The organism is Pseudomonas sp. R15(2017), from assembly GCF_002112685.1.
GTDB classification, from domain to species: domain Bacteria; phylum Pseudomonadota; class Gammaproteobacteria; order Pseudomonadales; family Pseudomonadaceae; genus Aquipseudomonas; species Aquipseudomonas glycinae.
In genome coordinates this window covers 326213-352216 of record NZ_NEII01000005.1, presented here as the reverse complement: position 1 = coordinate 352216, position 26004 = coordinate 326213, and the positions used below count along the sequence as shown (strand labels likewise).

Genomic DNA, 26004 nt, shown 5'->3' with positions numbered 1-26004 from the left:
CTTACCCTGCATCATGCACCAATCATTGCGACCGCCCAAGCCCCGAACGGCGGTCATGTCGCGAAACGACAACTTGCCGACTGACACCGCTGCACGCCAAGATAGGCGCAGCATTCAGGAACCCCAGCATGAAATTTTGCAGCCACTGCGGCAACCCGGTGACCCAGCGCATTCCCGAAGGCGACTCGCGGCTGCGATTCGTCTGCGACAGCTGTCAGACGATTCACTATCAGAACCCCAATATCGTGGCCGGTTGCGTACCGACCTGGGGCAGCAAAGTCCTGCTGTGCCGCCGCGCCATCGAGCCACGTCTCGGTTACTGGACGCTGCCCGCCGGGTTCATGGAGAACGGCGAGACCATCGAACAGGCCGCCATCCGCGAAACCGCCGAGGAAGCCTGCGCCCGGGTGCGCAACCTGAGCATCTATACCTTGATCGACGTGCCGCACATCAGTCAGGTGCATGTGTTTTTCCGCGCCGAGCTGGCGGATCTGGACTTCGCCGCCGGCCCCGAAAGCCTGGAAGTGCAACTGTTCGACGAGGAAGACATTCCTTGGGACGAACTGGCTTTCCGCACGGTGGGCCGTACCCTGGAATGCTTCTTCGCTGACCGGCGTGTCGAGGTTTATCCGGTTCGCTCCGAATCGATCCCGCCACTCGCTCAACCGGCCATCACTTGATTTCGACGGCGGCCGGCCGATAACCGGCTGACGCAGACCGCGACAGCGCCTGCACACTATCTATAAATAAAGTATCTGCTTCATTTCTGGGGAATCGTTTCAATGCGCTGGTTGCTTGCCCTGTTCTGCCTGTCGTTCGTCACCGTCTCCCAAGCGTCATTCGTGACCACCGTGACGCCTTCGAACACCCCGCTCATCGAAAAAGTACTGGTGCTCAAATCGGCCCATCAACTGCAGTTGATCGCCGACGGCAAGCCCCTCAAGAGCTATCGCATTTCCCTGGGCAAAGGCGCGAAAAAAGGCCCGAAGCTGATTGAAGGCGACAAACGCACACCGGAAGGTTTCTATTGGATCGACTGGCGCAAGACCAGCGAAAAATTCAACCTGTCGATGCACATCTCCTACCCGAACATCAGCGACTCCGCCCGCGCCCGCCGCGAAGGCGTCGAGCCTGGCGGAATGATCATGATCCACGGCACGCCGGACTCCGAGGACAACCCCGAACAACTGTTCCACACCCTGGACTGGACCGACGGCTGCATCGCCATGCGCAACGTCGACATGCGCGAAGTCTGGAACCTGGTGCCGGACGGCACGATGATCGAAATCCGCCCCTGATTCTGTCATCCAGGGAGCACGCTCCCGAGGGGCCTTAAAACGGCCCTTTCTCCTGACCATTGGTCGCCCGTAAAAAATAAATTCAAAAGATCGCCGCCTGCGGCAACGTCTGAACGGTGATACCACTTTCACTCGCCAGAACTGCCGCAGACCGCGATTTTTTGCGTTTTACAGCGCACCTCTAATACCACTTGAAACCACCCACCTTGAAACCTTCTGAGCCATGGGCCTACAGGCATTTCCGCCGCGTTGACATGGTATGCAAGTGGTATTAGTTTTCGCCGAAACAGCGAGCGACAACATTCCAATATCAGCTCCGGAAGTGCCTGCATGAACGATCTCCACGCCCTGCGCCCTGACGACTCCCAGCCGACGCCGCTGTACCTGCAACTGGCGCGCAACCTGGAAGCGGCGATCCATGCCGGCCAGTGGAAAGCCGAACAGGCGATGCCCTCGGAGCGCAATCTCAGCGAGATGCTGGGGATTTCCCGGGTCACCGCGCGCAAAGCGCTGGAAGTGCTGCTCGATCAAGGTTTGATCCGCCGCCTGCAAGGCTCCGGCACCTTCATCACTCCACGCCTCGAACAACCGCTGTCGCGTCTGTCGGGTTTCAGCGAAATGCTCCGTCTCAAGGGCTTCGTGCCCGGCTCGCAATGGCTGGAGCGGGAAATCACCCTGCCGACCCACGAAGAACTGATCCGCCTCGGCCTGTCGCCGAACGACAAGGTCGCGCGCATGAAACGCCTGCGCAAAGCCGACGACACGGTGATGGCCATCGAGATGAGCACCCTGCCCGCCTCGATCATGCCCAAGCCACAGGTGGTGGGCGACTCCCTCTACGAACACCTCGACAGCATCGGCAAACCGATCGTGCGCGCCTTGCAGCACATCCAGGCGATCAACGCCTCGGACGAGTTCGCCGCACTCGTCGGCATCGCCCCCGGCACCGCGATGCTGCTGATGACCCGGGTCGGCTACCTGGAAGACAACACGCCGATCGAAGTCACCGACACCTATTGCCGCAACGACTACTACGACTTTGTTGCAGAGCTTCGCCGCTGATCAGCAGCCAGGCCAAACGAGAGAAGCGAAATGTCCGAAGACAACATCCTCACCGCTGACGGCTGGATTCGCGGCCGGCTGATCCACGAACACGGCAGAGTCGTGTCGATCGAAGGCGAGCCTTGCGATCCGGCGACCAATGACTTGCCGTATCTGCTGCCGGGTTTCATCGACCTGCACGTCCACGGCGGTGGCGGCAAGGACATCATGGAAGGCGCCAGCGCGTTCGAGACCATCACCAAGACCCATGTGCGCTTCGGCACCACCTCGCTGCTCGCCACCACGATGACCGCGCCGAGTGCCGAGATTGCCAGCGTGCTCAAGGAGGTCGGCGAGTTCTGCGAGCAGCGTCCGAAAGGCGCCGCCCGAGTCCTCGGCGTTCACCTCGAAGGCCCGTACATCAATCCCGGCAAACTCGGCGCCCAGCCGAACTTTGCCCACACCGCGTTGATGGCCGAAGTTGAAGACTATCTGGCACTCGCGCCAATCCGGGTGATCACCATCGCCCCGGAAATCGCCGGCCATGACGGATTGATTCGTGAACTGAGCCGCCGTGGCATCCGCATGCAGATCGGTCATACCCTCGGCAGTTACGAGGAAGGCGTCGCCGCCCTCGAAGCCGGCGCCACCAGTTTCACCCACTTGTACAACGCCATGAGTCCGCTGCATCACCGCGAACCGGGCATCGTCGGCGCGGCCCTCGCCCACGCCAAATTCGCGGAACTGATTCCGGACTTGCTGCACGTACACCCCGGCGCGATCCGCGTGGCTCTGCGCTCGATCCCGTGCCTGTATTGCGTCACCGATTCAACCGCCGCCGCCGGCATGCCAGACGGTGAATACAAGCTCGGCAGCCACACCGTCACCAAATGCCTGGGCGGCGTGCGCCTGCCCGACGGCACCCTGGCCGGCAGCACCCTGACCATGGATCAGGCCCTGCGCAATCTGGTGAAAATCGGTCTGCCGATCGCCGAGGCTTCGCAACGTCTTTCGCAATTCCCCGCCGACTACCTCGGCATCACCGAACGCGGGCGCCTGCAACCCGGCGCCTGGGCCGACTGCGTGCGGCTGGATCGCTCACTCACACTGACCGCCGTCATGGTCGAAGGAGAAGACATTGACTTCAAAAATGCTTGAGGAGGCGCTGTCCTCGTTCGAGGCCGTGCAAGCCCAACTGCAACAGCTCGATGGCTCAATGATCGAGATTGCCGGACGCCTGCGCCGTCAGCCACCGCAAGTGGCGATGACCGTTGCCCGTGGCAGCTCCGACCATGCCGCGAGCTACTTCGCCTACCTGACCATGCAGCAACTCGGCGTACCGGTGGCGTCGTTGCCGATGTCGGTGGTGACCATGCAACAGGCGCCGTTGAAGGTCAGCGGTCAGGTTGCGTTCGCGTTTTCCCAGTCGGGCCAGAGCCCGGATCTGGTCAACAGCCTGCGCCTGTTGCGCAAGCGTGGCGCGCTCAGTGTGTCGATGGTCAACGCCGCCGATTCGCCGCTGGAGGCTGCGTGCGAATTCAGCCTGCCATTGCTGGCCGGCACCGAAAGCAGCGTCGCCGCGACCAAGAGTTTCATCGCCACCCTCAGCGCCAGCGCCCGTCTGATCGCGCACTGGAAAGAAGACGCCGAATTGCTGGAGGCGCACAACGCCCTGCCCGAAGGCCTGCGCGAAGCTGCGCAACAGGACTGGAGCCCGGCCATCGACGCCCTGCGCGATTGCGAGCGGTTGATGGTGATCGGCCGTGGCGCCGGTTTTGCCATCGCCCAGGAAGCCGCGCTGAAATTCAAGGAAACCTCGGCGATCCAGGCCGAAGCCTTCAGCAGCGCCGAAGTCCGCCATGGCCCGATGGCCCTGATCGACGAACATTACCCGCTGCTGGTGTTCGCCCCACGCGGTGCCGAACAGGCCGGCCTGCTGAGCCTGGCAGCCGAAATGCGTCAGCGCGGCGCCCGCGTGTTGTTGGCTGCGCCGGATGACGTCAGCGAACGCGACCTGACCCTCAGCCGTGCCGAGCACCCGGCCCTCGATCCGATCCTGGCGATCCAGAGTTTCTACGTGATGGCGGCCGCCTTGGCCGTGGCCCGTGGCATGGACCCGGATCAGCCGCGACACCTGAGCAAAGTCACCCGTACGCACTGAGTCCGAACCGAACGTTTTCCTGATGAGACCGAGCCATGCACAACAACAATAAAGAGCTGACTTTAAGCGCCCCGCTCAGCGGCCCGGTGCTCACGCTCGCCAAAGTCCCGGACGCGGTGTTCGCCAGCGGCGCGATGGGCGACGGCATTGCCATTGATCCGCTGAACGACACCCTGTATTCGCCCTGCGCCGGGGTGGTGATCCACGTCGCCCGCACCGGCCATGCACTGACCGTGCGCGCCGACAACGGTGCCGAGCTGTTGCTGCACCTCGGTCTGGACACAGTGGAGTTGCAGGGTGAAGGCTTCTCGATGCTGGTCAAGGAAGGCGCGCGGGTCAGCAATGGCCAGCCGCTGCTGCGCTATGACCTGGACAAGGTCGGCCGCCAGTGCAAAAGCCTGGTCAGCCTGCTGATCCTGACCAACAGCCAGGATTTCCAGGCGCGCCCCATCACCCTGAAAACGGTGAAGGTCGGCGAACCGCTGCTGCACATCGTCGCTCGTCACAGCGCAGCGGCGAACACAGAAGAACTCGGCGGCCCGCAAGTTCACGGTCACGTGCAGGTCGCCCATCGCGGCGGTCTGCATGCGCGCCCGGCGGCGTTGATCCGCCAGACAGCGCAAGGGTTCAAGAGCCAGTCGCAGCTGCATTTCGCCGGCAAATCGGCACCGTGCAACAGCCTCATCGGTTTGATGGGCCTGGCGATTGGCGAACAGGACGAAGTGCAGGTCAGTTGCCAGGGTCCGGACGCACAGGCTGCGTTGCAAGCCTTGCTCACCGCGCTGGCAACAGCCCTGCCGGAGGATCATCACGCCGCTGCACCGCTTGCCGCCACTCCACGCAATCGCCCGGCCGAGGCCGGCGTGTTGCACGGCGTGTGCGCCGCACCGGGTCTGGTCGGCGGGCCGCTGTTTCGCCTGAACGCGATCAGCCTGCCAGCCGACAGCAGCAATCATCAGCCCGAGCAACAACTACAGATTCTCGACACGGCGCTGAATCAGGTTCGCAGCGAAATCGACGGCACCCTCGCCCAGGCGAAAAAACAGCGCAATGCCGACGAAGAAGCCATCTTCGCTGCGCACCTGGCCTTGCTGGAAGACCCGGCCCTGCTCGACGCCGCCCGGCAATCGATTGAAACCGGCACGGCGGCGACTCACGCCTGGAGCCAGTCCATCGATGCGCAATGCCAAGTGCTGCAAAACACCGGCAGCCCGCTGCTGGCCGAGCGCGCCAACGATCTGCGCGACCTCAAGCAACGGGTGCTGCGCGCCCTGCTCGGCGAAGCCTGGCATTACGACGTGCCGGCCGGCGCCATCGTCGCCGCTCACGAACTGACGCCTTCGGATTTGCTGCAACTGAGCGCGCAAGGCGTCGCCGGTTTGTGCATGGCCGAAGGTGGCGCGACTTCCCACGTGGCGATTCTGGCCCGGGGCAAAGGCCTGCCGTGCATCGTTGCACTGGGCTCGGCGCTGCTCGATCAAGCGCAAGGCCAATCGGTGGTCCTCGACGCCGACGGCGGTCGCCTCGAACTGACGCCGAATGCCGAGCGTCTGGCCGAAGTCCAACAAGCGCAGATCGACCGCCAACAACGGCGCGACGCCCAGCAAGCTCAGGCCCATCTGCCAGCCGAAACCCGCAACGGCGTGGCCATCGAAGTGGTCGCCAACGTCGCCTCCAGCCATGAAGCGGCGGATGCATTTGCCAACGGCGCCGACGGCGTCGGCCTGTTGCGCACCGAGTTCCTGTTCGTCGATCGCCACACTGCGCCGGACGTCGAAGAACAACGCGCCGCCTATCAAGCTGTGATCGATGCCATGGGCGACAAGTCGGTGATCATCCGCACCATCGACGTCGGCGGCGACAAACAACTCGACTACCTGCCGCTGCCCGTGGAAGCCAACCCGGTACTCGGCCTGCGCGGCATTCGCCTGGCCCAGGCCCGCCCGGAAATCCTCGACCAGCAACTGCGCGCACTGCTGCAAGTCAGCCCGTTGCAGCGCTGCCGGATCCTGCTGCCGATGGTCACCGAAGTCGACGAACTGCTGCACATCCGCCAGCAGGTCGATGCGCTGTGTCTGGAGCTGGGCATCAATCAACGACCGGAAATCGGCGTGATGATCGAAGTCCCGGCCGCTGCATTGCAGGCTGAACAACTGGCCGAGCACGCCGACTTCCTGTCCATCGGCACCAACGACCTGTCGCAATACACCCTGGCCATGGACCGCGATCACGCCGGCCTCGCCGCGCGGGTCGATGCCTTGCACCCGGCGCTGCTGCGCCTGATCGCCATGACCTGCGAAGGCGCGGCGGTGCATAAACGCTGGGTCGGCGTGTGCGGCGCCCTCGCCTCGGACCCGCTGGCGACGCCGGTGTTGATCGGCCTGGGCGTGAGCGAACTGTCGGTGAGCCCGGTACAGATCGGCGAAATCAAGGACCGCGTGCGCCAGTTGCACGAAGCCGAATGCCAACGCCTCGCCCGGGACTTGCTCAAGCTGAGCAGCGCCGCTGCGGTGCGTCATGCCTGTCATCAACATTGGCCTCTGCGCTAACAAAAACAACAAGGACAAACGCCATGTACCAACTCTTCATCGAAGGCCTGCAACGCCTCGGCCGCGCGCTGATGCTGCCGATCGCGATCCTGCCGATCGCCGGCCTGCTGCTGCGCCTGGGCGACACCGACCTGCTGAACATCGCGATCATCCACGACGCCGGCCAGGTGATCTTCGCCAACCTGGCGATGATCTTCGCCATCGGCATCGCGGTCGGTTTCGCCCGTGACAACAACGGGACCGCCGGCCTCGCTGGGGTGATCGGTTACCTGGTGATGATTTCCACCCTCAAGGTGCTCGACGCCAGCATCAACATGGGCATGCTCGCCGGGATCGTCAGCGGCCTGATGGCCGGCGCGCTGTACAACCGCTTCAAGGACATCAAGCTGCCGGAGTACCTGGCATTCTTCGGCGGCCGGCGTTTCGTGCCCATCGTCACCGGATTCAGCGCAGTCGGCCTGGGCGTGCTGTTCGGCTACATCTGGCCGCCGATCCAGCACGGCATCAACAGCTTCGGCACCCTGTTGATGGAAAGCGGCAGCTTCGGCGCCTTCGTGTTCGGCGTGTTCAACCGCCTGCTGATCGTCACCGGCCTGCACCACATCCTCAACAACATGGCGTGGTTCGTGTTTGGCAACTTCACCGACCCGACCACCGGCGCACTGGTCACCGGCGACCTGTCCCGCTACTTCGCCGGCGATCCGAAGGGCGGCCAGTTCATGACCGGCATGTTCCCGGTCATGATCTTCGGCCTCCCCGCCGCCTGCCTGGCGATGTACCGCAACGCCCTGCCGGAGCGGCGCAAAGTCATGGGCGGGATCTTCCTGTCGATGGCCCTGACCGCGTTCCTCACCGGCGTCACCGAACCGATCGAATTCGCCTTCATGTTCCTCGCACCGCTGCTGTTTTTGCTGCACGCGCTGCTGACCGGCCTGTCGATGGCAATCACCAACGCACTGAACATCCACTTGGGCTTCACCTTCTCCGGCGGCTTCATCGACATGGTGCTGGGCTGGGGACGCTCGACCAACGGCTGGCTGGTGGTACCGGTAGGCCTTGCGTATGCGGTCATCTACTACGCGGTGTTCGATTTCTGCATCCGCCGCTTCAACCTGAAAACCCCGGGACGTGAAGACGTCGCCACTGCCGAGAAATCCGTGCTGACAGAAAACGAGCGCGCCGCTGCGTACATAAAAGCCTTGGGAGGTGCCGAGAATCTGCTCACCGTCGGCGCCTGCACCACGCGACTGCGACTGGAAATGGTTGATCGCAACAAAGCCTCCGATGCGGACTTGAAAGCACTGGGCGCAATGGCCGTGGTACGTCCGGGCAAGAGCGGGAGCCTGCAGGTGGTTGTCGGGCCGATGGCCGACAGCATTGCCGACGAAATCCGCCTGGCGATGCCCGCATTGGGCCGAGCCGCAGCGACGACTGCTCCTGTCGCCGTCGTCGAAACCAGCGAGCTCGTCGCCGTCTCCGCGCCCCAGGCCCAACAATGGCTGACCGCCCTGGGCGGCAGCGACAACGTGCTACAACTCGACTGCATCGCTATGAGCCGGATTCGCCTGCAACTGGCCGATGGCAAAGCGCTGTCGGAAAGCCGATTGAAAGAGCTTGGATGTTTGGGCGTGAGCGCGCTGGAGGATGGCGTGTGGCACTTGCTGGTGGGGGATCGGGCGCAGAGTTTGAGTGCGGCGCTTGAGGGGTTGGTTAATCGGAGTGAGGTGAGTGCAAAGGTCTGAGCGATAGCCGCCCCCCCATGCTCCCTAAAATGCATGTGCCGTCAACTGTCAGGTCTGACAGTTGACGGTCAATCCACCTGCATTTAGTTTCATCTCGGAAGGGCAGTACTTTGAACGTAGCCGTCGCCTTCTCGATTCATCATTGAAACGAAACAGGACGAGGTAGCCATGGGAAAGTCAGCCAAAACCAAATCGCTTGAAGAGCAGTTGACTGCAGCACAACTGGAGCGCGCGAGGAAAGATTTCGAACGTTACGACACCAACGGTGACGGCACATTGAGTACCACCGAATTTCGAAAAGCCCTAGAGCCCTATCTGACGCCAGAAGACCTCAAGGCCCTGATGAAAGAAGTGAACCCCAACGCCGATGGCAAAATCAGCTGGATGGAGTTTCTTGCCGACTATGTCAAAGATCTGTAGTCCGGATACTGAACAAAAAAAAACCGCTGCCCCGTCAAGGTCAGCGGTTTTTTCTTGCGGCTGCCGGATCAAAAATCCTCCAACCGCCAAACCTCATAAGCCGGCGTCTCGTAAGGATGGCTAGCCTTCAATGCCGCCACCACCCCACGAATCAACTCATCACCAACAACAAGTTCAACCTTCCACTCCTCGACCTGCTCAACCCGCCCCGTCTCACCCACGAACGGCTGACTCCCGTCCAAAGGCCGAAACTGACCAGATCCAAGCACCTGCCAGGCACAGTGGTCATAGTCACCGATCCGCCCACCACCGGCAGCGAATACAGCCTCCTTGACCACCTCGACATGACTGTCGGGAACAAAAAACGCGAGCTTGTACACAGCGCTTAGTTCACCCACACACGAGCGTTACGGAACATACGCATCCAGGGTGCGTCTTCGTTCCAGTCTTCCGAACGCCACGAGTTCTGCACGGCGCGGAACACGCGCTCCGGGTGCGGCATCATGATCGTCACGCGACCGTCGCGGCTGGTGAGGCCGGTGATCCCGCGCGGCGAACCGTTCGGGTTGGCCGGGTAGGCTTCGGTGACCTTGCCGTGGTTGTCGACGAAACGCATCGCCACGCAACCGGACAGATCGGCTTCGAGCAGTGCCTCTTCGCTTTCGAATTCGGCATGGCCTTCACCGTGAGCGATGGCGATCGGCATGCGCGAACCGGCCATGCCCTGCAGGAAGATCGAGTTCGATTCCTGAACCTGAACCATCGCCACGCGCGCTTCGAACTGCTCGGAGCGGTTGCGTACGAAGTGCGGCCAGAACTCGCTGCCCGGGATCAGCTCGTGCAGGTTGGACATCATCTGGCAACCGTTGCACACGCCGAGCGTGAAGCTGTCGTTACGCTCGAAGAAGCCCTGGAACGCATCGCGGGCACGGCTGTTGAACAGTGCGGACTTGGCCCAGCCTTCACCGGCGCCGAGAACGTCGCCGTAGGAGAAACCACCGCAGGCCACCAGACCTTTGAACTCGTTCAGGTCGACACGGCCGGCCAGAATGTCGCTCATGTGCACGTCGATCGCGTTGAAACCGGCGCGGTCGAACGCTGCCGCCATTTCCACCTGACCGTTGACGCCCTGCTCACGCAGCACGGCAACCTGTGGGCGGATGCCTTTCTTGATGTAAGGCGCGGCGATGTCCTGGTTGACGTCGTAGCTCAGCTTGACGCTCAGGCCCGGGTTGTCTTCTTCCAACAGCGCATCGAACTCTTGCTCGGCGCAGTCGGCGTTGTCGCGCAGACGCTGGATCTGGTAGCTGGTCTCGGCCCACTGACGTTGCAGCAGACGACGCTGGCCCTCGAACACGGTGTCACCGTTGAAGGTGATGTTGATCTGACCGTTGTTGATCGGCTGACCGATCACCGACACGCAGTCGCCCAGACCGGCAGCGCTGAATTGGGCGAGGATGTCCGGGGTGGCGTCCTGGCGAACCTGGATCACGGCACCCAGTTCTTCGTTGAACAGGATGGCGGCGATTTCAGCGGAGCTTTCGGCAACGCTGTCCAGGTTCAGGCTCAGACCGCAGTGACCGGCGAAGGCCATTTCCACCACGGAGGTCAGCAGACCACCGTCGGAACGGTCGTGGTACGCCAGCAGGTGACCGTCGGCGTTGAGGCCCTGGATTACCGCGAAGAAGGCTTTCAGGTCTTCGGCGTCGTCGACGTCCGGCGCCTGCTTGCCGAGCTTGCCGTGAACCTGCGCGAGGATCGAGGCGCCCATGCGGTTCTGACCGCGACCGAGGTCGATCAGGATCAGGTCGGTGGTGCCCTTGTCCATGCGCAGTTCCGGAGTCAGAGTCTGACGGATGTCAGCCACTGGCGCGAAACCGGTCACGATCAGGGACATTGGCGAGGTGACGGTCTTGTCTTCGCCGTTGTCGTTCCAGCGGGTGGCCATGGACATGGAGTCCTTGCCGACCGGGATGGTGATGCCCAGCTCAGGGCACAGTTCCATGCCGACCGCTTTCACGGTGTCGTACAGACGCGCGTCTTCGCCCGGATGGCCGGCAGCGGACATCCAGTTCGCCGACAGTTTGATGTCGGAGAGCTTGTTGATGCGCGAGGCGGCAATGTTGGTGATGGTTTCGCCGATGGCCATGCGGCCTGACGCCGGAGCGTCCAGCAGCGCCAGCGGAGTGCGCTCGCCCATCGCCATCGCTTCACCGGTGTAGACATCGAAGCTGGTGGCAGTGACGGCAACGTCGGCCACCGGAACCTGCCAGGGGCCGACCATCTGGTCACGGGCCACGAGGCCGGTGATGGTGCGGTCGCCGATGGTGATCAGGAAGCTTTTGCTCGCCACGGCCGGGTGGTGCAGGACGCGTTCGATGCTTTCGCCGATGTCGAGGCTCGACGGATCGAAGTCATCGCCCAGCTCGGCTTCGCGAACCACCGAACGGTGCATGCGCGGGGCCTTGCCCAGCAACACTTCCAGTGGCATGTCCACCGGGTTGTTGCCGAAGTGGCTGTCGGTCACGGTCAGTTGCGGCTCGGCGGTGGCTTCACCGACAACGGCAAACGGGCAACGCTCACGTTCGCAGATCGCCTTGAAGCGCTCGAAGTCGGCCGGGCCGACTGCCAGAACGTAACGTTCCTGGGATTCGTTGGACCAGATTTCGTGCGGGGCCATGCCCGGCTCGTCGTTTGGAATGTTGCGCAGTTCGAAACGGCCACCGCGGTCACCGTCGTTGACCAGTTCCGGGAAGGCGTTGGACAGACCGCCCGCACCCACGTCGTGGATGAAGCTGATCGGGTTCTTGTCACCCAGCTGCCAGCAACGGTCGATGACTTCCTGGCAGCGACGTTCCATTTCAGGGTTTTCACGCTGAACCGAAGCGAAGTCCAGATCCGCCGAGCTGGTGCCGGTGGCCATGGAGGAAGCAGCGCCGCCGCCCAGACCGATCAGCATCGCCGGGCCGCCGAGCACGATCAGCTTGGAGCCGACAACGATCTCGCCTTTCTTGACGTGCTCTTCACGGATGTTGCCCATGCCGCCAGCCAGCATGATCGGCTTGTGGTAACCGCGAACTTCGTCACCGTGCGGAGTGGTGATCGATTGTTCGAAGGTCCGGAAGTAGCCGGTCAGGGCCGGACGACCGAATTCGTTGTTGAACGCAGCGCCGCCCAGCGGGCCTTCGATCATGATATCCAGCGCGTTGACGATGCGCTCAGGCTTGCCGTACGGCACTTCCCACGGCTGTTCGAAGCCAGGGATCTGCAGGTTCGACACGGTGAAACCGGTCAGGCCGGCTTTCGGCTTGGCGCCACGACCGGTTGCACCTTCGTCGCGGATCTCGCCACCGGAACCGGTGGACGCGCCCGGGAACGGTGCGATCGCGGTCGGGTGGTTGTGGGTTTCAACCTTCATCAGGATGTGCACCGGCTCCTGCACCGCGCCGTACTGGCGGGTTTCCGGATCCGGGAAGAAGCGGCCGGCGACGTTGCCGACGATCACCGAAGCGTTGTCCTTGTAAGCGGACAGCACGCCTTCGCTGTGCATCTGATAGGTGTTCTTGATCATGCCGAACAGGCTTTTTTCCTGGCTCTCGCCGTCAATATCCCAACTGGCGTTGAAGATCTTGTGCCGGCAGTGCTCGGAGTTGGCCTGGGCGAACATCATCAGTTCGATGTCGTGGGGGTTGCGCTTGAGACCGTTGAAGGCGTTGACCAGGTAATCGATCTCGTCTTCGGCCAGGGCCAGGCCCAGTTCGACGTTGGCTTTTTCCAGCGCGGCGCGACCGCCGCCGAGGATGTCGATGGCGGTCAGCGGCTTCGGTTCGGCGTGGCTGAACAGACCGGCGGCCTGCTCGAGGTTGGCCAGAACGATCTGCGTCATGCGGTCATGCAGTACGTCTGCAATCTGCTGCGCTTCGGTTTCACTGAACTGGCCGGCGACGTAGAACGCGATGCCGCGCTCCAGACGCTGGATCTTGCTCAGGCCACAGTTGCGGGCGATGTCGCTGGCCTTGCTCGACCATGGCGAGATGGTGCCGAAACGCGGCAACACCAGGAACAGACGACCGGTCGGCTCTTGAACCGGAACGCTTGGACCGTACTTCAGAAGGCGCGCAAGCACCTGCTGTTCGTCGCCGGTCAGGACGCCGGTGACTTCGGCGAAGTGAGCGAATTCAGCATACAGGCCACTGACAGCTGGAACCTTCTGGCTCAGTTGCTCAAGGAGTTTGCTGTGGCGAAAGGCAGAAAGGGCAGGAGCGCCGCGCAGGATCAACATCTTCGGGACAGCCTCGGGAAGGGGTGTGCTTTGAGGCCGTGCATTCTAGCCTAAACCGCCCTCAACATCACCCGAAACGCTACGCACGGTTGCACCCGGATGTCGAGTGGTGTTCCTGCCTTGAGGGTCAAATTTATGAGGTGTCGCAAGGCGGGTTATTTTTTCTGTCACAAAATGCCTTTCGGGCCCGTTTCTGCGGGGTTTCGCGCGGTTTTGTGATGCCTAGCAGACAACCCCGCCACTGTCGAGATATGGCGCCCGTTGTCCTTTGCGTATACTGCGCACATGTTTTCCCCAACGGCTTTGCGTCCGCGATACGCCAAATGGCTGATCGCTACCGGACTCTTCCTGATGCTCAGTGGCTGTGTTGATAAACCCAACACACTCGAGCGCGTAAAGGAGGATGGCGTGCTGCGGGTGGTCACCCGAAACAGCCCCGCCACCTACTTTCAGGATCGCAGCGGTGAAACCGGCTTCGAATACGAGCTGGTGAAGCGCTTCGCCGACGATTTGGGGGTCGAGCTGAAGATCGAGACCGCCGACAACCTCGACGACCTGTTCAACCAGGTCGGCAAGCCGAACGGCCCGGTACTGGCGGCTGCCGGTCTGGTCAGCAGTGAACAGCGCAAGAAGCAGGTGCGCTTCTCCCGCTCCTACCTCGAAGTCACGCCGCAGGTCATCTATCGCAACGGCCAGTCGCGCCCCACCGACGCCGGCGATCTGGTGGGCAAAAAGATCATGGTGCTCAAGGGCAGCACCCACGCCGAACAACTGGCGGAGCTGAAACAGAAATACCCTGGCATCCAGTACGAAGAGTCCGACGCCGTTGAAGTGGTCGACCTGCTGCGCATGGTCGACGAAGGCCAGATCGATCTGACCCTGGTCGATTCCAACGAAGTGGCGATGAACCAGGTGTACTTCACCAACATCCGCGTGGCCTTCGACCTCGGCGACGCCCGCAGCCAGAGCTGGGCCGTGGCCGCCGGCGAAGACAACAGCCTGCTCAACGAGATCAACAGTTACCTGGACAAGGTGCAGAAGAACGGCACCCTGCAACGCCTGAAGGACCGCTACTACGGCCACGTCGACGTTCTTGGCTACATGGGCGCCACCACCTTCGCCCAGCACTTGCAGCAGCGGCTGCCCAAATATGAACAACACTTCAAGACCTACGCCAAGAAAGAGAAAGTCGACTGGCGCCTGCTGGCGGCGATCGGCTATCAGGAGTCGCTGTGGCAACCGGCGGTCACGTCGAAGACCGGTGTGCGCGGGCTGATGATGCTGACCCAGAACACCGCTCAGGCCATGGGCGTGTCCAACCGCCTCGATCCGAAGCAGAGCATCATGGGTGGCGCCAAGTACCTGGCCTACATGAAGGATCAGCTCGACGAGTCGATCCAGGAGCCGGATCGCACCTGGTTTGCCCTGGCGGCCTACAACGTCGGCAGCGGTCATCTGGATGACGCGCGCAAACTGGCGGCCAAGGAAGGGTTGAACCCGGACAAGTGGCTGGATGTGAAAAAGATCCTGCCGCGCCTGTCGCAGAAGCAGTGGTACAGCAAGACCCGCTACGGCTACGCCCGGGGCGGCGAACCGGTGCATTTCGTGGCGAACATCCGTCGCTACTACGACATCCTCACCTGGGTGACCCAGCCGCAGCTTGAAGGCGATCAGGTGGCCGAGGGCAATCTGCATGTGCCGGGGATCGACAAGTCGAAACCCGCTCAAGAGCCCGCCCCGCTTTAACCCATCCCCAAAACAAATGTGGGAGCAAGTTTGCTCCCACAGGATGTTGATACTTAGTGTTTGGCAGCCGCCAGAATCAACGTCTTCATCTCAGACACCGCCGACTTGAAACCTACGAACAACGCATGCGCCACCAGCGCATGACCGATGTTCAGCTCGTTGATGCCCTTGATCGCGGCAACCGCCTCGACGTTGTGATAGTGCAGGCCATGGCCGGCATTGACGATCAGGCCCTGGGCCAGACCGAAGGCCACGCCGTCCGCCACACGCTTGAGCTCTTCAGCCACTTCGGTCGGTGTTTCGGCATCGGCGTAACGCCCGGTGTGCAGTTCGATAGCCGGAGCACCGACGCGCTTCGACGCAGCGATCTGCCGCTCGTCGGCGTCGATGAACAGCGATACCTCGCTGCCGATCTTCGACAGACGCTCGACCGCCGCCCTGATCCGCTCTTCCTGCCCCGCCACATCCAGACCGCCTTCGGTGGTCAGTTCCTGACGGGTTTCCGGCACCAGGCAGATGTGCGCCGGACGAATGCGCTCGGCGAACGCCATCATTTCTTCGGTGACGCCCATTTCGAAGTTCATACGGGTCTGCAGCACATCCTTGAGCAGCAGCACGTCGCGCTCCTGAATGTGCCGACGGTCTTCGCGCAGGTGCACGGTGATACCGTCGGCGCCCGCCTCTTCCGCGTCCAGCGCTGCCTTGACCGGATCCGGATAGCGCGTGCCACGGGCCTGACGCAGGGTGGCGACGTGGTCGATGTTCACGCCAAGAAGAATGCGATTGCTGGTGGTCACGGATGCGCTCCTGAAGGGAAAGATTCGGCGCACAGCATACGGCGAGATCAGGGCTTGCGAAACAGCTCGCGACTGACGAGGGGACGACCGCCCAGATGCACCGCCAAGGCTTGGCGCATCAGTCGCTTGGCGGCGGACAACGCGCCGGGAGCCGACCAGTCGGCTTCGGCCATGGCCAGCAGTTCGGTGCCGTTGAACAGACCGGGTTGCAACAGGTAGACCCGCTCGAGCCCGGCATCCACCTGCAAGCGGTAGAGGCCATCCGCAGCGATGGGATCCTCGTTGATATCGGTATTCAGGGAAAAACCGTAACCGAGATCGTCGAGCAGCCGCCATTCGAAGGAACGCAGCAGCGGCTCCAGTGGCCGCCCTTCGGCCAATGCCAGCAACGTGGCAGCGTAATGATCGAACACCGCAGGATGCGGATCTTCGGCGGGCAACAGGCGAATCAGCAGCTCATTGAGATACAAGCCGCTGAACAGCGCCTCGCCGACCATCCAGGTCGCGTTGCCGACGCTTTCCATGCGCCCGACATTCTTCAACTCACCCTTGCCGCGAAACTCCACTTCCAGCGGCACGAATGGTCGCGCCAACGTCCCGGCCTTGCCCCGCGCACTGCGCAACACCGCCCGCAGCCGACCTTGCGGCGTGAGGAAGTCCACCAGCGCGCTGGTTTCGCGGTAGGCGCGTGAGTGGAGGACGTAGGCGGGTTGGGCGGGAGGCGGGGTTGAGGACATGGTGTCTCGCTGGAGGAATGCAGGCTTGAGATCAACATAAACCAAATGTGGGAGCGGGCTTGCCCGCGATGGCGGATTCACATTCAACATCTCTGCCGAACATTACATCCTCATCGCGGGCAAGCCCGCTCCCACAGGGGGTTCTCTGGTGTAGCAGAAAACCGGTGTTACAGGTCGCCGTAACCCAGCGAACGCAGCGCACGCTCGTCGTCGGACCAGCCGCCCTTCACCTTGACCCACAGGTTGAGCATGATCTTGGAGTCGAACAGCAGCTCCATGTCCTTGCGCGCCTCGGTGCCGATGCGCTTGATGCGCTCGCCCTTGTCGCCAATGATGATTTTCTTCTGGCCGTCACGCTCGACGAGGATCAGCGCATGAATGTGCAGCGTCGCACCCTGCTGCTTGAACTCTTCGATTTCCACGGTGATCTGGTACGGCAGCTCGGCGCCGAGCTGGCGCATGATCTTCTCGCGCACCAGTTCGGCGGCGAGGAAGCGGCTGCTGCGGTCGGTGATCTGGTCTTCCGGGAAGAAGTGATCGTTCTCCGGCAGATGATCGGCGATAACCTTTTCCAGCGCGTCGAGGTTGTGCCCCTGCTGCGCCGAGATTGGAATGATCTGCGCGTTCGGCAGCTGTTCCTGCAACCACGACAGGTGCGGCATCAGCTCGGCCTTGTCTTCGATGCGGTCGGTCTTGTTCAGCGCGACGATCAGCGGGCCGGTCACGTACTGCACGCGCTCCAGCACCATCTGGTCTTCTTCGGTCCACTTGGTGCGATCGACCACGAAGATCACCACGTCGACGTCTTTCAACGCCGCCGAAGCGGTCTTGTTCATGTAGCGGTTCAGGGCCTTTTCGCCACCCTTGTGCATGCCGGGGGTGTCGACGTAGATCGCCTGCACGTCGCCCTCGGTCTTGATCCCGAGCATGTTGTGGCGAGTCGTCTGCGGCTTGCGCGAAGTGATCGCCAGCTTCTGGCCGAGGATGTGGTTCAACAGCGTGGACTTGCCCACGTTGGGACGGCCGACGATGGCAACATAGCCACAGCGCGTTGCGTTTGTATCAGTCATTGCCATTCTCCACACCCAGGGCAATCAGTGCTGCGGCGGCCGCTACCTGTTCGGCAATGCGACGGCTCACACCCTGACCCCGACTTTTTTCATTCAATAGGACAACTTCGCACTCGACGAAGAAGGTACGGCAGTGCGGCTCGCCCTGGATGTCCACCACTTCATAACGCGGCAGTTCGCAGCCGCGCGATTGCAGGAATTCCTGCAGGCGGGTCTTCGGATCCTTGTTGGTGTCGACCAGCGTCAGGCCTTCGAACTCGCCGGCCAGCCAGGCCAGTACGCGCTCGCGGGCGACTTCCATACCGGCATCGAGGTAGATCGCACCGATCAGTGCTTCAAGGGCGTCGGCCAGGATCGACTCGCGACGGAAACCGCCGCTCTTCAATTCGCCGGAACCCAGACGCAGGTAATCGCCCAGATCGAAACCGCGGGCCAGCACCGCCAGCGTCTCACCTTTTACCAGCCGTGCGCGCAAACGCGACAACTGGCCTTCGCGCGCCAGCGGGAAACGGTCGAACAAGGCTTCGCCGGCAACAAAGTTGAGGATCGCATCGCCGAGGAATTCCAGACGCTCGTTGTTGCGTCCGGCAAAGCTGCGGTGCGTAAGGGCCAGGACCATCAGTTCCTGGTCCTTGAAGGTGTAACCGAGCTGACGCTCGAGACGGCTTAGAGAAACGCTCACGGTTTACCCACGCTGAGTTCGTGGCTGGATTCCACTGCCATCGCCGGGATACGGCGCAGGCCTGGGACAATTAACGCTGTGTTCAAAAATGACGTCCTGAATATCGTGGCTTCATGCCCCGGAGCCGGTTGTGCCGACGCCAGAAATGCATTCGGCGCTGTGGTCAACAGCGCCGTGTTTGTTTACTTGATCAGGCCGACCCGCGAGAAGTTCGGCAGGTGGCTGAGTTTCGGTTCCGGCCAGCTCATCCAGACCGCGAAGGCCTTGCCGACAATGTTCTGGTCGGGAACCATGCCCAGCAGGTCCTTGGGAATGTTCGGATCATCCCAGTAGCGACTGTCGTTCGAGTTGTCGCGGTTGTCGCCCATCATGAAATAGTGCCCGGCCGGCACGGTCCAGGTATGGTCCGGCGTGGCGCGGTAGCGGCTCATTTCCTTGCGGATCAGGTGCTCGGCGGCGCCGAGTTTTTCCTTGTAGAGTTCCGCACTGCCCAGCGTGCCAGGCTCGGAGCCGACCAGTTGTTCGGCAATCGACTCGCCGTTGACGAACAGACGCTTGTCGGCGGTGTACCTCACCGTATCGCCCGGCAGGCCGACCACACGCTTGATGTAGTTGACGTTCGGGTCGCTCGGGTAACGGAACACCATCACATCGCCGCGCTGCGGGTCACCGACTTCGATGATCTTCTTGTCGATCACCGGCAAACGGATCCCGTAGGAAAACTTGTTCACCAGAATGAAGTCGCCGACGTCCAGGGTCGGTTTCATCGAGCCGGACGGAATCTGGAACGGTTCCACCAGGAACGAACGCAGCACCAGCACGATAAACAGCACCGGGAAGAACGACTTGCCGTACTCGACCAGCAGCGGTTCCTTGTTCAGCTTCTCGACCACCACCACGTCAGGCTGGCTGACGCTGCCCTGATAGGAAGCGATGGCGGCACGCCGACGCGGTGCCAGGATCAACAGATCGAGCAACGCCAACAGACCGCAGACGAACACGGCAATGACCAGCAACAGCGGGAAATTTAGTGACATAGGACCTGACTATTCCAACCTGAGCACGGCGAGGAAGGCTTCTTGCGGGATTTCCACGTTGCCGACCTGTTTCATGCGTTTTTTACCGGCCTTCTGCTTCTCAAGCAGTTTTTTCTTACGGCTGACGTCGCCGCCGTAGCACTTGGCCAATACGTTCTTTCTGAGTGCCTTGACGGTTGTCCGGGCGACGATCTGACCGCCAATGGCAGCCTGGATGGCCACGTCGAACATCTGACGAGGAATCAGTTCTTTCATCTTCTCGGTCAACTGGCGACCTTTGAAGTGCGAATTGTCACGGTGCACGATCAGCGCCAGAGCGTCGACCTTGTCGCCGTTGATCAGCACGTCCAGTTTCACCAGATTAGCCGATTGGTAACGATCGAAATGGTAGTCCAGCGAAGCATAGCCGCGGCTGGTGGATTTCAGACGGTCGAAGAAGTCCAGGACCACTTCGTTCATCGGCAGGTCGTAGGTCACCTGGACCTGATTGCCGAGGAACAGCATGTCGACCTGCACACCGCGTTTCTCGATGCACAGGGTGATGACGTTGCCCAGGTGTTCCTGCGGTACCAGGATGTTGGCGCGCACGATTGGCTCGCGCATGTCTTCGATCGACGAGACGTCCGGCAGCTTCGACGGGTTGTCGACGTAAATCGTTTCACCGGTTTTCAGCACCAGTTCGAAGATTACCGTCGGCGCCGTGGTGATCAGGTCCAGGTCGTACTCGCGCTCCAGGCGCTCCTGGATGATCTCCATGTGCAGCATGCCGAGGAAGCCGCAACGGAAGCCGAAGCCCAGTGCGTCGGAGCTTTCCGGGGTGTATTGCAGCGACGAGTCGTTCAGGGTCAGTTTCTGCAGCGCTTCGCGGAAGTCCTCGAAGTCGTCGGAGCTGACCGGGAACAGACCGGCGTAAACCTGCGGCTGGATGCGTTTGAAACCTGGCAGCACCGGAACGTCCGGCGTGGAGCTCAGGGTCAGGGTGTCACCGACCGGCGCACCGTGAATGTCCTTGATGCTGGCGATGATGAAGCCCACTTCGCCGGCCTTCAGGTCAGCGGTGGCGGTGTGTTTCGGGTTGAATACGCCAACACTGTCGACCAGATGCACCTTGCCGGTGGACTTCACCAGGATCTTGTCGCCCTTCTTCACGCGGCCGTGACGCACGCGCACCAGGGAGACAACGCCCAGGTAATTGTCGAACCAGGAGTCAATGATCAACGCTTGCAGCGGATCTTCGATATTGCCGGTTGGCGCAGGAATGGTAGCAACCAGACGCTCGAGCACTTCGTCGACACCCAGGCCGGTCTTGGCGCTGCAGGTGACGGCGTCGGTGGCGTCGATGCCGATGATCTTCTCGATCTCGTCCTTGACGCGATCAGGCTCGGCCTGTGGCAGGTCGATCTTGTTCAGCACCGGCATGACCTCAAGGCCCTGCTCGATGGCGGTGTAGCAGTTGGCCACGGACTGGGCTTCAACGCCCTGCCCCGCATCGACCACCAGCAACGCACCTTCACAGGCCGCCAGGGAACGGCTGACTTCGTAGGTGAAGTCGACGTGACCCGGGGTGTCAATGAAGTTCAGCTGGTAGGTGACGCCGTCTTTGGCCTTGTAATAGAGGGTGACGCTGTGGGCCTTGATGGTGATCCCGCGTTCGCGCTCCAGATCCATGGAATCCAGTACCTGGGCTTCCATTTCACGCTCGGCCAGGCCGCCGCACATCTGGATGAAACGGTCAGCCAGCGTCGACTTGCCATGGTCAATGTGGGCGATGATGGAGAAATTGCGGATATGACTCAAATCACTCACGGATCAACACTCAAAAAGGCTGCAGGCTTGGCCCGCCGAAAAATAGCCGGGAATTGTACCTGATACACGGCGCAAGCGTCACGTTCGCCTGTCACCCGGATTACATGCAAAAACGCCCCGGTCTGGCGACCGAGGCGTTTTCACGGCTAAAGCGTGGGTGCAACCTGGTTCATCAACCGGCTCGACGCAACAGCCAGACACCCGCCAGCGCACACACGCCAGCCGGCACCAGCACCGCGAACAGCGGCGAGAAGCCGAACACCAGACTGGATGGGCCCAGCAGATCCTGAACGATGCGGAAGGTGAAGCCCACCAGCACACCGGTGAACACCCGCTGACCGAGGGTCACCGAACGCAGCGGACCGAAGATGAAGGAAATCGCCATCAGTACCAGCGCAGCGGTCACCAGCGGCTGCAACACCTTGACCCAAAATGCCAGCCAGTAACGACCGTTGCTCAGACCCTGATCGGCCAGATAGTGGATGTAACCCCACAGACCGGTGATCGACAGCGATTCCGGCGCCATCACTACAGTGCTCAGCAATTGCGGGCTCAGCGAGACATCCCAGCGCTCGACCGGCGTATTGACCACTTCGGTGCTGCGCTCGTGAAATTTGGTGGTGGTCACGTCGGTCAGCTGCCAGTGATCGGTGTCGAACTCGGCGCGCTTGGCGAAGCTCGAACTGAGCAGATGGCGTTCTTTGTCGAAGTGATAGCGGGTCACACCATACAGACGACCGTTGGGTTGCACGGAGTTGATGTGAATGAACTCGTCACCCTGGCGGTGCCACATGCCGTGCTTGGCGCTTTGCGCGTCGCCGCTGCCTTGCGCCAGCGAACGGTTGGCCTGGGCCATGCTTTCGGTGGCTGGGGCCACGTATTCGCCGATCAGCACACCGGCCAGCATCAGTACCAGCATCGGCTTCATCACCGCCCAGACGATACGCCCGATGGAGACACCGGCAGCGCGCATTACGGTCAACTCACTGCTGCTCGCCAGACTGCCAAGGCCGATCAGGCAACCGATCAGCGCCGCCATCGGCAGCATGTCGTAGAGCCGGCGCGGCGCGGTCAGGAGCACGAAGCTCAGGACATCGACCAGGGTGTAGGTGTCACTGACATCGCCCATCTCGTCGATGAACGCAAACAAGGTGGCCAGGCCGAGAATGATCGCCAGCACCGCGATGATCGCGATGAACACGCTGCTGCCGATGTAGCGGTCGAGTTTAACCACGGGCCACCTCCAGCGCTGCGCTGCGACGGCTGGCCAGCTTCAGGCGCAAAGGCTCCCAGTACAACAGACCGAGACCGATCGTCAGGAAGATCGCATGCACCCACCACAAGCCGAGCGCCGGTGGAATCTTGCCTTTCTCGAGGGCGCCGCGGGCGGCAATCAGGATGGTCAGGTAAGCCATATAAAGAAGAATCGCCGGCAGCAGCTTGAGGAAACGCCCCTGACGCGGGTTGACCCGCGACAGCGGTACCGCCATCAGGGTCACGATGAACACCAGCAACGGCAGCGACAGGCGCCATTGCAGTTCGGTTTTCGAGCGAATGTCGTCGCTGCCGAGCAGGGACGAGGTCGGCATGGCGTCACGGTCGGTGACCTCCTCGCTGACATCCGGCTTGGGCAGCAGCACGCCGTAGGTTTCGTAGTGGATGGCGCGATAGTTGGCCTGACCCGGGCTGCCGTCGTAACGGTAGCCGTTGTCGAGAATCAGGTAGCGATTGCCGTCGGGACGCACTTCCTGGCGACCCTTTTCAGCTACCAGCACGGAAATCCCGCGATCTTTCTGGTTGGCGCCGAGGTTCTTCTGCGAAATGAACACACTGCCCAGGTTGACCCGATCGTCGCTCAGGGTTTCGGTGTAGGTCACCCGGGTACCGTCGCGCAAGGCCTGGAAACGGCCCGGCTCGAGGGTGTCGAATTCGGTCAGGGCGTCCTGTTTGTTCAGCAGCAGCTGGAACTGGTTGGCGCCTTGCGGTGCCAGGCTCAAGCTCAGCCAGGCCACCACCACAGCTACCAGGGTGGCCGGAAACAGGGTCATGCGGAACAACCGCTGCTGACTCATGCCGGTGGCCGAAAGCACGGTCATCTCGCTTTCGAGGTACAGCCGGCCGTACGCCAGCAGAATCCCGAGGAACAGCCCCAGCGGCAGGATCAACTGCATGAAGCCCGGCAGGCGATAGCCCATGATCAGGAACAGCGATCCCGGATCGAGCTGGCCCGCGGCGGCCTGGGCAAGGTATTTGATGAAGCGACCGCTCATGATGATGACCAGCAGCACGGCGCTTACCGCACTCAGGGTCAACAGGACTTCGCGGGACAGATAACGGAAGACGATCAAACCAGACACTCCAGGGTTGTCAGGCTAAGGCGGCCAAACAAGCAAACGTCTCGACGGGCCCGCAAGGCAGAGCCGTCGAAAAAAGATGCGGCATTATCCTGTGATTGAGGGCGCCTGTCACTGCGCGCACACACGCAAGCGTGCAATCGGTTGAAGATCGTACAACCGAGGGTTGTCAGGCGCGGTGAGCGAGGTTCAAACTGCCGCCTCTGTCGCAGGCACTGGCCTGCGCCTCTTCTCTCTATAAGCAGGCGACGGCGGACACGTCGAACGCCTGTGTGTTGACCATTCATTCAGGGATCCGGACATGGAACTGGTTGTAAAAAGCGTTAGCCCAGAAACGTTGAAAACCGCCACCCTGGTGGTTGCCGTCGGCGAAGGCCGCAAACTCGGTGCCGCCGCCAGGCAGGTCGACGAACTGAGCGGCGGCGCCATCAGCGCCGTGCTCAAGCGTGGCGACCTGGCCGGCAAGGTCGGCCAGAGCCTGTTGCTGCACAGCCTGCCGAACCTGAAAGCCGAACGTGTGCTGCTGGTGGGCGTGGGCAAGGATGAAGAACTGGGCGACCGTCCGTTCCGCAAGATCGTCGCTGGCATCCTCAACACCCTCAAAAGCCTGGGCGGCAGCGACGCCGTACTGGCACTCGATGAAATCATCGTCAAGAACCGCGACAGTTACGGCAAGACCCGTCTGCTGGCCGAAACCCTGGTCGACGGCGAATACACCTTCGACCAGTTCAAGAGCCAGAAAGCCGAACCGCGCGCCCTGAAGAAAATCACCCTGCTGACCATCAAGGCCGCTCAGGCCGAAGTGCAACGCGCCGTGAACCACGCCACCGCAATCGCCAACGGCATGGCGTTCACCCGCAACCTGGGCAACCTGCCGCCGAACATCTGCCACCCGACTTTCCTCGGCGAACAGGCCAAGAACCTCGGCAAAGAGTTCAAGGATCTGAAAGTCGAAGTCCTCGACGAGAAGAAGATCAAGTCGCTGGGCATGGGTTCGTTCTACGCCGTCGGCCAGGGCAGCGCCCAGCCGCCGCGCCTGATCGTCATGCAATACAACGGCGGCAAGAAATCCGAGAAGCCGTACGCACTGGTCGGTAAAGGCATCACCTTCGACACCGGCGGCATCAGCCTGAAACCGGGCGCCGGCATGGACGAGATGAAATACGACATGGGTGGCGCGGCCAGCGTGTTCGGTACCCTGCGCGCCGTGCTGGAACTGAAACTGCCGATCAACCTGGTGTGCATCCTGGCCTGCGCCGAGAACATGCCGAGCGGCACTGCTTCGCGTCCGGGCGACATCGTCACCACCATGAGCGGCCAGACCGTGGAAATCCTCAACACCGACGCCGAAGGCCGTCTGGTGCTGTGCGATGCACTGACTTACTCCGAGCGCTTCAAGCCGCAAGCGGTGATCGACATCGCCACCCTGACCGGTGCCTGCGTCGTCGCGCTGGGCGCCCACACGTCGGGCCTGCTGGGCAACAACGACGAACTGATCGAGCAACTGTTGAGCGCGGGCAAGGCTGCCGACGACCGTGCCTGGCAACTGCCGCTGTTCGACGAATACCAGGAGCAACTGGACAGCCCGTTCGCCGACATCGCCAACATTGGCGGTCCGAAGGCCGGCACCATCACCGCCGCCTGCTTCCTGTCGCGCTTCACCAAGAACCTGAACTGGGCGCACCTGGACATCGCCGGTACCGCCTGGACCAGCGGCGGCAAGGACAAGGGCGCCACTGGCCGTCCGGTTCCGTTGCTGACTCAATACCTGCTGGACCGCGCCAAAGCCTGAAACCGATGACTGCGAGCAGCGCCTCTTTCGAGGGGCGCCGCTTTCAGCTCAGGAACCGCAATGACCAAAGTCGACTTTTATATCCTGCCCAGCGCCGATCCTTCGGCTCGCCTGGATTTTGCCTGCAAGCTCACCGATAAAGCCTGGCGCATGGGCCATCGCATCTACCTGCATTGCAGCGATGCCGCCCAGCGTGATGATCTCGATGCGCGACTGTGGGCGTTCAAGGGTGAAACCTTCGTGCCTCACGGCCCGGCTGAAAGCGAACCGGAAGGTTTGATCGTATTGGGAGTGGGCGACGACTGCGGCCAGCACGCGGACTTGCTGGTCAACCTCGACCTGAAAGTCCCGGTTTTCGCCAATAAATTCGCCCGCGTTGCCGAGGTGGTGGTGGAAGATCCGGCGATCCGCACTGCGGCGCGGGAGAGTTTCCGTTTCTACCGCGAACAGGGCTATCCTCTGCAAGACCACCGTTTACAGCGACTCTGAG

At 61.8% G+C, this 26004-nt stretch carries 21 protein-coding genes; 11 read left to right on the top strand and 10 right to left on the bottom strand.

The annotated features are described in order from the left end of the window. Positions 1-128 precede the first annotated feature (128 nt). From CAF77_RS13335 to CAF77_RS13300, 8 genes are all read left to right on the top strand, one after another. On the top strand, positions 129-680 hold the full coding sequence (locus CAF77_RS13335; protein WP_011332604.1) for an NUDIX hydrolase: 552 nt from the start codon (positions 129-131) through the stop codon (positions 678-680). Between the two features lie 102 nt (positions 681-782). Further along, the gene (locus CAF77_RS13330; RefSeq protein ID WP_011332603.1) at positions 783-1298 is read left to right on the top strand and encodes a murein L,D-transpeptidase family protein; all 516 of its coding nucleotides are present in this window, start codon (positions 783-785) and stop codon (positions 1296-1298) included. A 330-nt stretch (positions 1299-1628) separates the two neighbouring features. After that, positions 1629-2360, top strand: a complete 732-nt coding sequence (locus tag CAF77_RS13325; RefSeq protein ID WP_085654709.1) for a GntR family transcriptional regulator — start codon at positions 1629-1631, stop codon at positions 2358-2360. 30 nt (positions 2361-2390) lie between these two features. Beyond that, on the top strand, positions 2391-3497 hold the full coding sequence (gene nagA / locus CAF77_RS13320) for an N-acetylglucosamine-6-phosphate deacetylase (protein WP_085654707.1): 1107 nt from the start codon (positions 2391-2393) through the stop codon (positions 3495-3497). After that, on the top strand, positions 3478-4500 hold the full coding sequence (locus CAF77_RS13315) for an SIS domain-containing protein (RefSeq protein ID WP_139831595.1): 1023 nt from the start codon (positions 3478-3480) through the stop codon (positions 4498-4500). Before nagA ends, CAF77_RS13315 begins: the two co-directional genes overlap by 20 nt. 35 nt (positions 4501-4535) lie before the next feature. After that, positions 4536-7049 (top strand): phosphoenolpyruvate--protein phosphotransferase, encoded by a 2514-nt coding sequence (ptsP, locus tag CAF77_RS13310; protein WP_085654703.1) that lies wholly within the window; start codon positions 4536-4538, stop codon positions 7047-7049. Between the two features lie 23 nt (positions 7050-7072). Beyond that, on the top strand, positions 7073-8791 hold the full coding sequence (gene nagE / locus CAF77_RS13305; protein ID WP_085654701.1) for an N-acetylglucosamine-specific PTS transporter subunit IIBC: 1719 nt from the start codon (positions 7073-7075) through the stop codon (positions 8789-8791). A gap of 168 nt (positions 8792-8959) precedes the next feature. Next, a complete protein-coding gene (locus CAF77_RS13300; RefSeq protein WP_085654699.1) occupies positions 8960-9211 on the top strand; it encodes an EF-hand domain-containing protein in 252 nt (83 codons plus the stop codon). Positions 9212-9279: 68 nt separating this feature from the next. On the opposite strand, the gene CAF77_RS13295 is transcribed toward CAF77_RS13300, so the two are convergent. Further along, positions 9280-9591, bottom strand: a complete 312-nt coding sequence (locus CAF77_RS13295; RefSeq protein ID WP_085654728.1) for a YqfO family protein — start codon at positions 9589-9591, stop codon at positions 9280-9282. A 5-nt stretch (positions 9592-9596) separates the two neighbouring features. Further along, positions 9597-13493 carry a phosphoribosylformylglycinamidine synthase gene (gene purL, locus CAF77_RS13290; RefSeq protein WP_085654697.1) on the bottom strand — a complete coding sequence of 1299 codons (3897 nt, stop codon included), beginning with the start codon at positions 13491-13493 and terminating at the stop codon, positions 9597-9599. Positions 13494-13778: 285 nt separating this feature from the next. Between purL and mltF the strand changes: the two genes are divergently transcribed. Next, complete coding sequence (gene mltF / locus CAF77_RS13285; protein ID WP_084777029.1) at positions 13779-15239, top strand: membrane-bound lytic murein transglycosylase MltF; 1461 nt, start codon at positions 13779-13781, stop codon at positions 15237-15239. A 53-nt stretch (positions 15240-15292) separates the two neighbouring features. Here the strand turns inward: mltF and pdxJ are convergent, their stop codons facing one another. The 8 genes from pdxJ to lptF all read right to left on the bottom strand — a co-directional run bounded on the left by pdxJ (position 15293) and on the right by lptF (position 23716). After that, positions 15293-16036: a pyridoxine 5'-phosphate synthase gene (gene pdxJ, locus CAF77_RS13280; protein ID WP_085654695.1), complete on the bottom strand. Its 744-nt coding sequence runs from the start codon at positions 16034-16036 to the stop codon at positions 15293-15295. Between the two features lie 47 nt (positions 16037-16083). Continuing rightward, complete coding sequence (gene recO, locus CAF77_RS13275; protein ID WP_085654693.1) at positions 16084-16773, bottom strand: DNA repair protein RecO; 690 nt, start codon at positions 16771-16773, stop codon at positions 16084-16086. 167 nt (positions 16774-16940) lie between these two features. After that, the gene (gene era, locus CAF77_RS13270; protein WP_011332590.1) at positions 16941-17843 is read right to left on the bottom strand and encodes a GTPase Era; all 903 of its coding nucleotides are present in this window, start codon (positions 17841-17843) and stop codon (positions 16941-16943) included. Next, on the bottom strand, positions 17836-18525 hold the full coding sequence (rnc, locus tag CAF77_RS13265) for a ribonuclease III (RefSeq protein ID WP_011332589.1): 690 nt from the start codon (positions 18523-18525) through the stop codon (positions 17836-17838). Before rnc ends, era begins: the two co-directional genes overlap by 8 nt. 182 nt (positions 18526-18707) lie before the next feature. Beyond that, positions 18708-19562, bottom strand: a complete 855-nt coding sequence (gene lepB, locus CAF77_RS13260) for a signal peptidase I (protein ID WP_064382430.1) — start codon at positions 19560-19562, stop codon at positions 18708-18710. Positions 19563-19571: 9 nt separating this feature from the next. Continuing rightward, positions 19572-21368, bottom strand: coding sequence for a translation elongation factor 4 (gene lepA, locus CAF77_RS13255; protein WP_039769508.1), 1797 nt, complete (start codon positions 21366-21368; stop codon positions 19572-19574). A 172-nt stretch (positions 21369-21540) separates the two neighbouring features. Beyond that, positions 21541-22602: an LPS export ABC transporter permease LptG gene (lptG, locus tag CAF77_RS13250; RefSeq protein WP_011332586.1), complete on the bottom strand. Its 1062-nt coding sequence runs from the start codon at positions 22600-22602 to the stop codon at positions 21541-21543. Continuing rightward, positions 22595-23716 carry an LPS export ABC transporter permease LptF gene (lptF, locus tag CAF77_RS13245; protein WP_011332585.1) on the bottom strand — a complete coding sequence of 374 codons (1122 nt, stop codon included), beginning with the start codon at positions 23714-23716 and terminating at the stop codon, positions 22595-22597. The genes lptG and lptF overlap by 8 nt, the downstream gene beginning before the upstream one ends. A gap of 307 nt (positions 23717-24023) precedes the next feature. Here lptF and CAF77_RS13240 point away from each other — a divergent pair, with 307 nt between their 5' ends. Further along, a complete protein-coding gene (locus CAF77_RS13240; protein ID WP_064382431.1) occupies positions 24024-25514 on the top strand; it encodes a leucyl aminopeptidase in 1491 nt (496 codons plus the stop codon). A gap of 60 nt (positions 25515-25574) precedes the next feature. Then, positions 25575-26003 (top strand): DNA polymerase III subunit chi, encoded by a 429-nt coding sequence (locus CAF77_RS13235; protein WP_085654691.1) that lies wholly within the window; start codon positions 25575-25577, stop codon positions 26001-26003. Position 26004 lies beyond the last annotated feature (1 nt).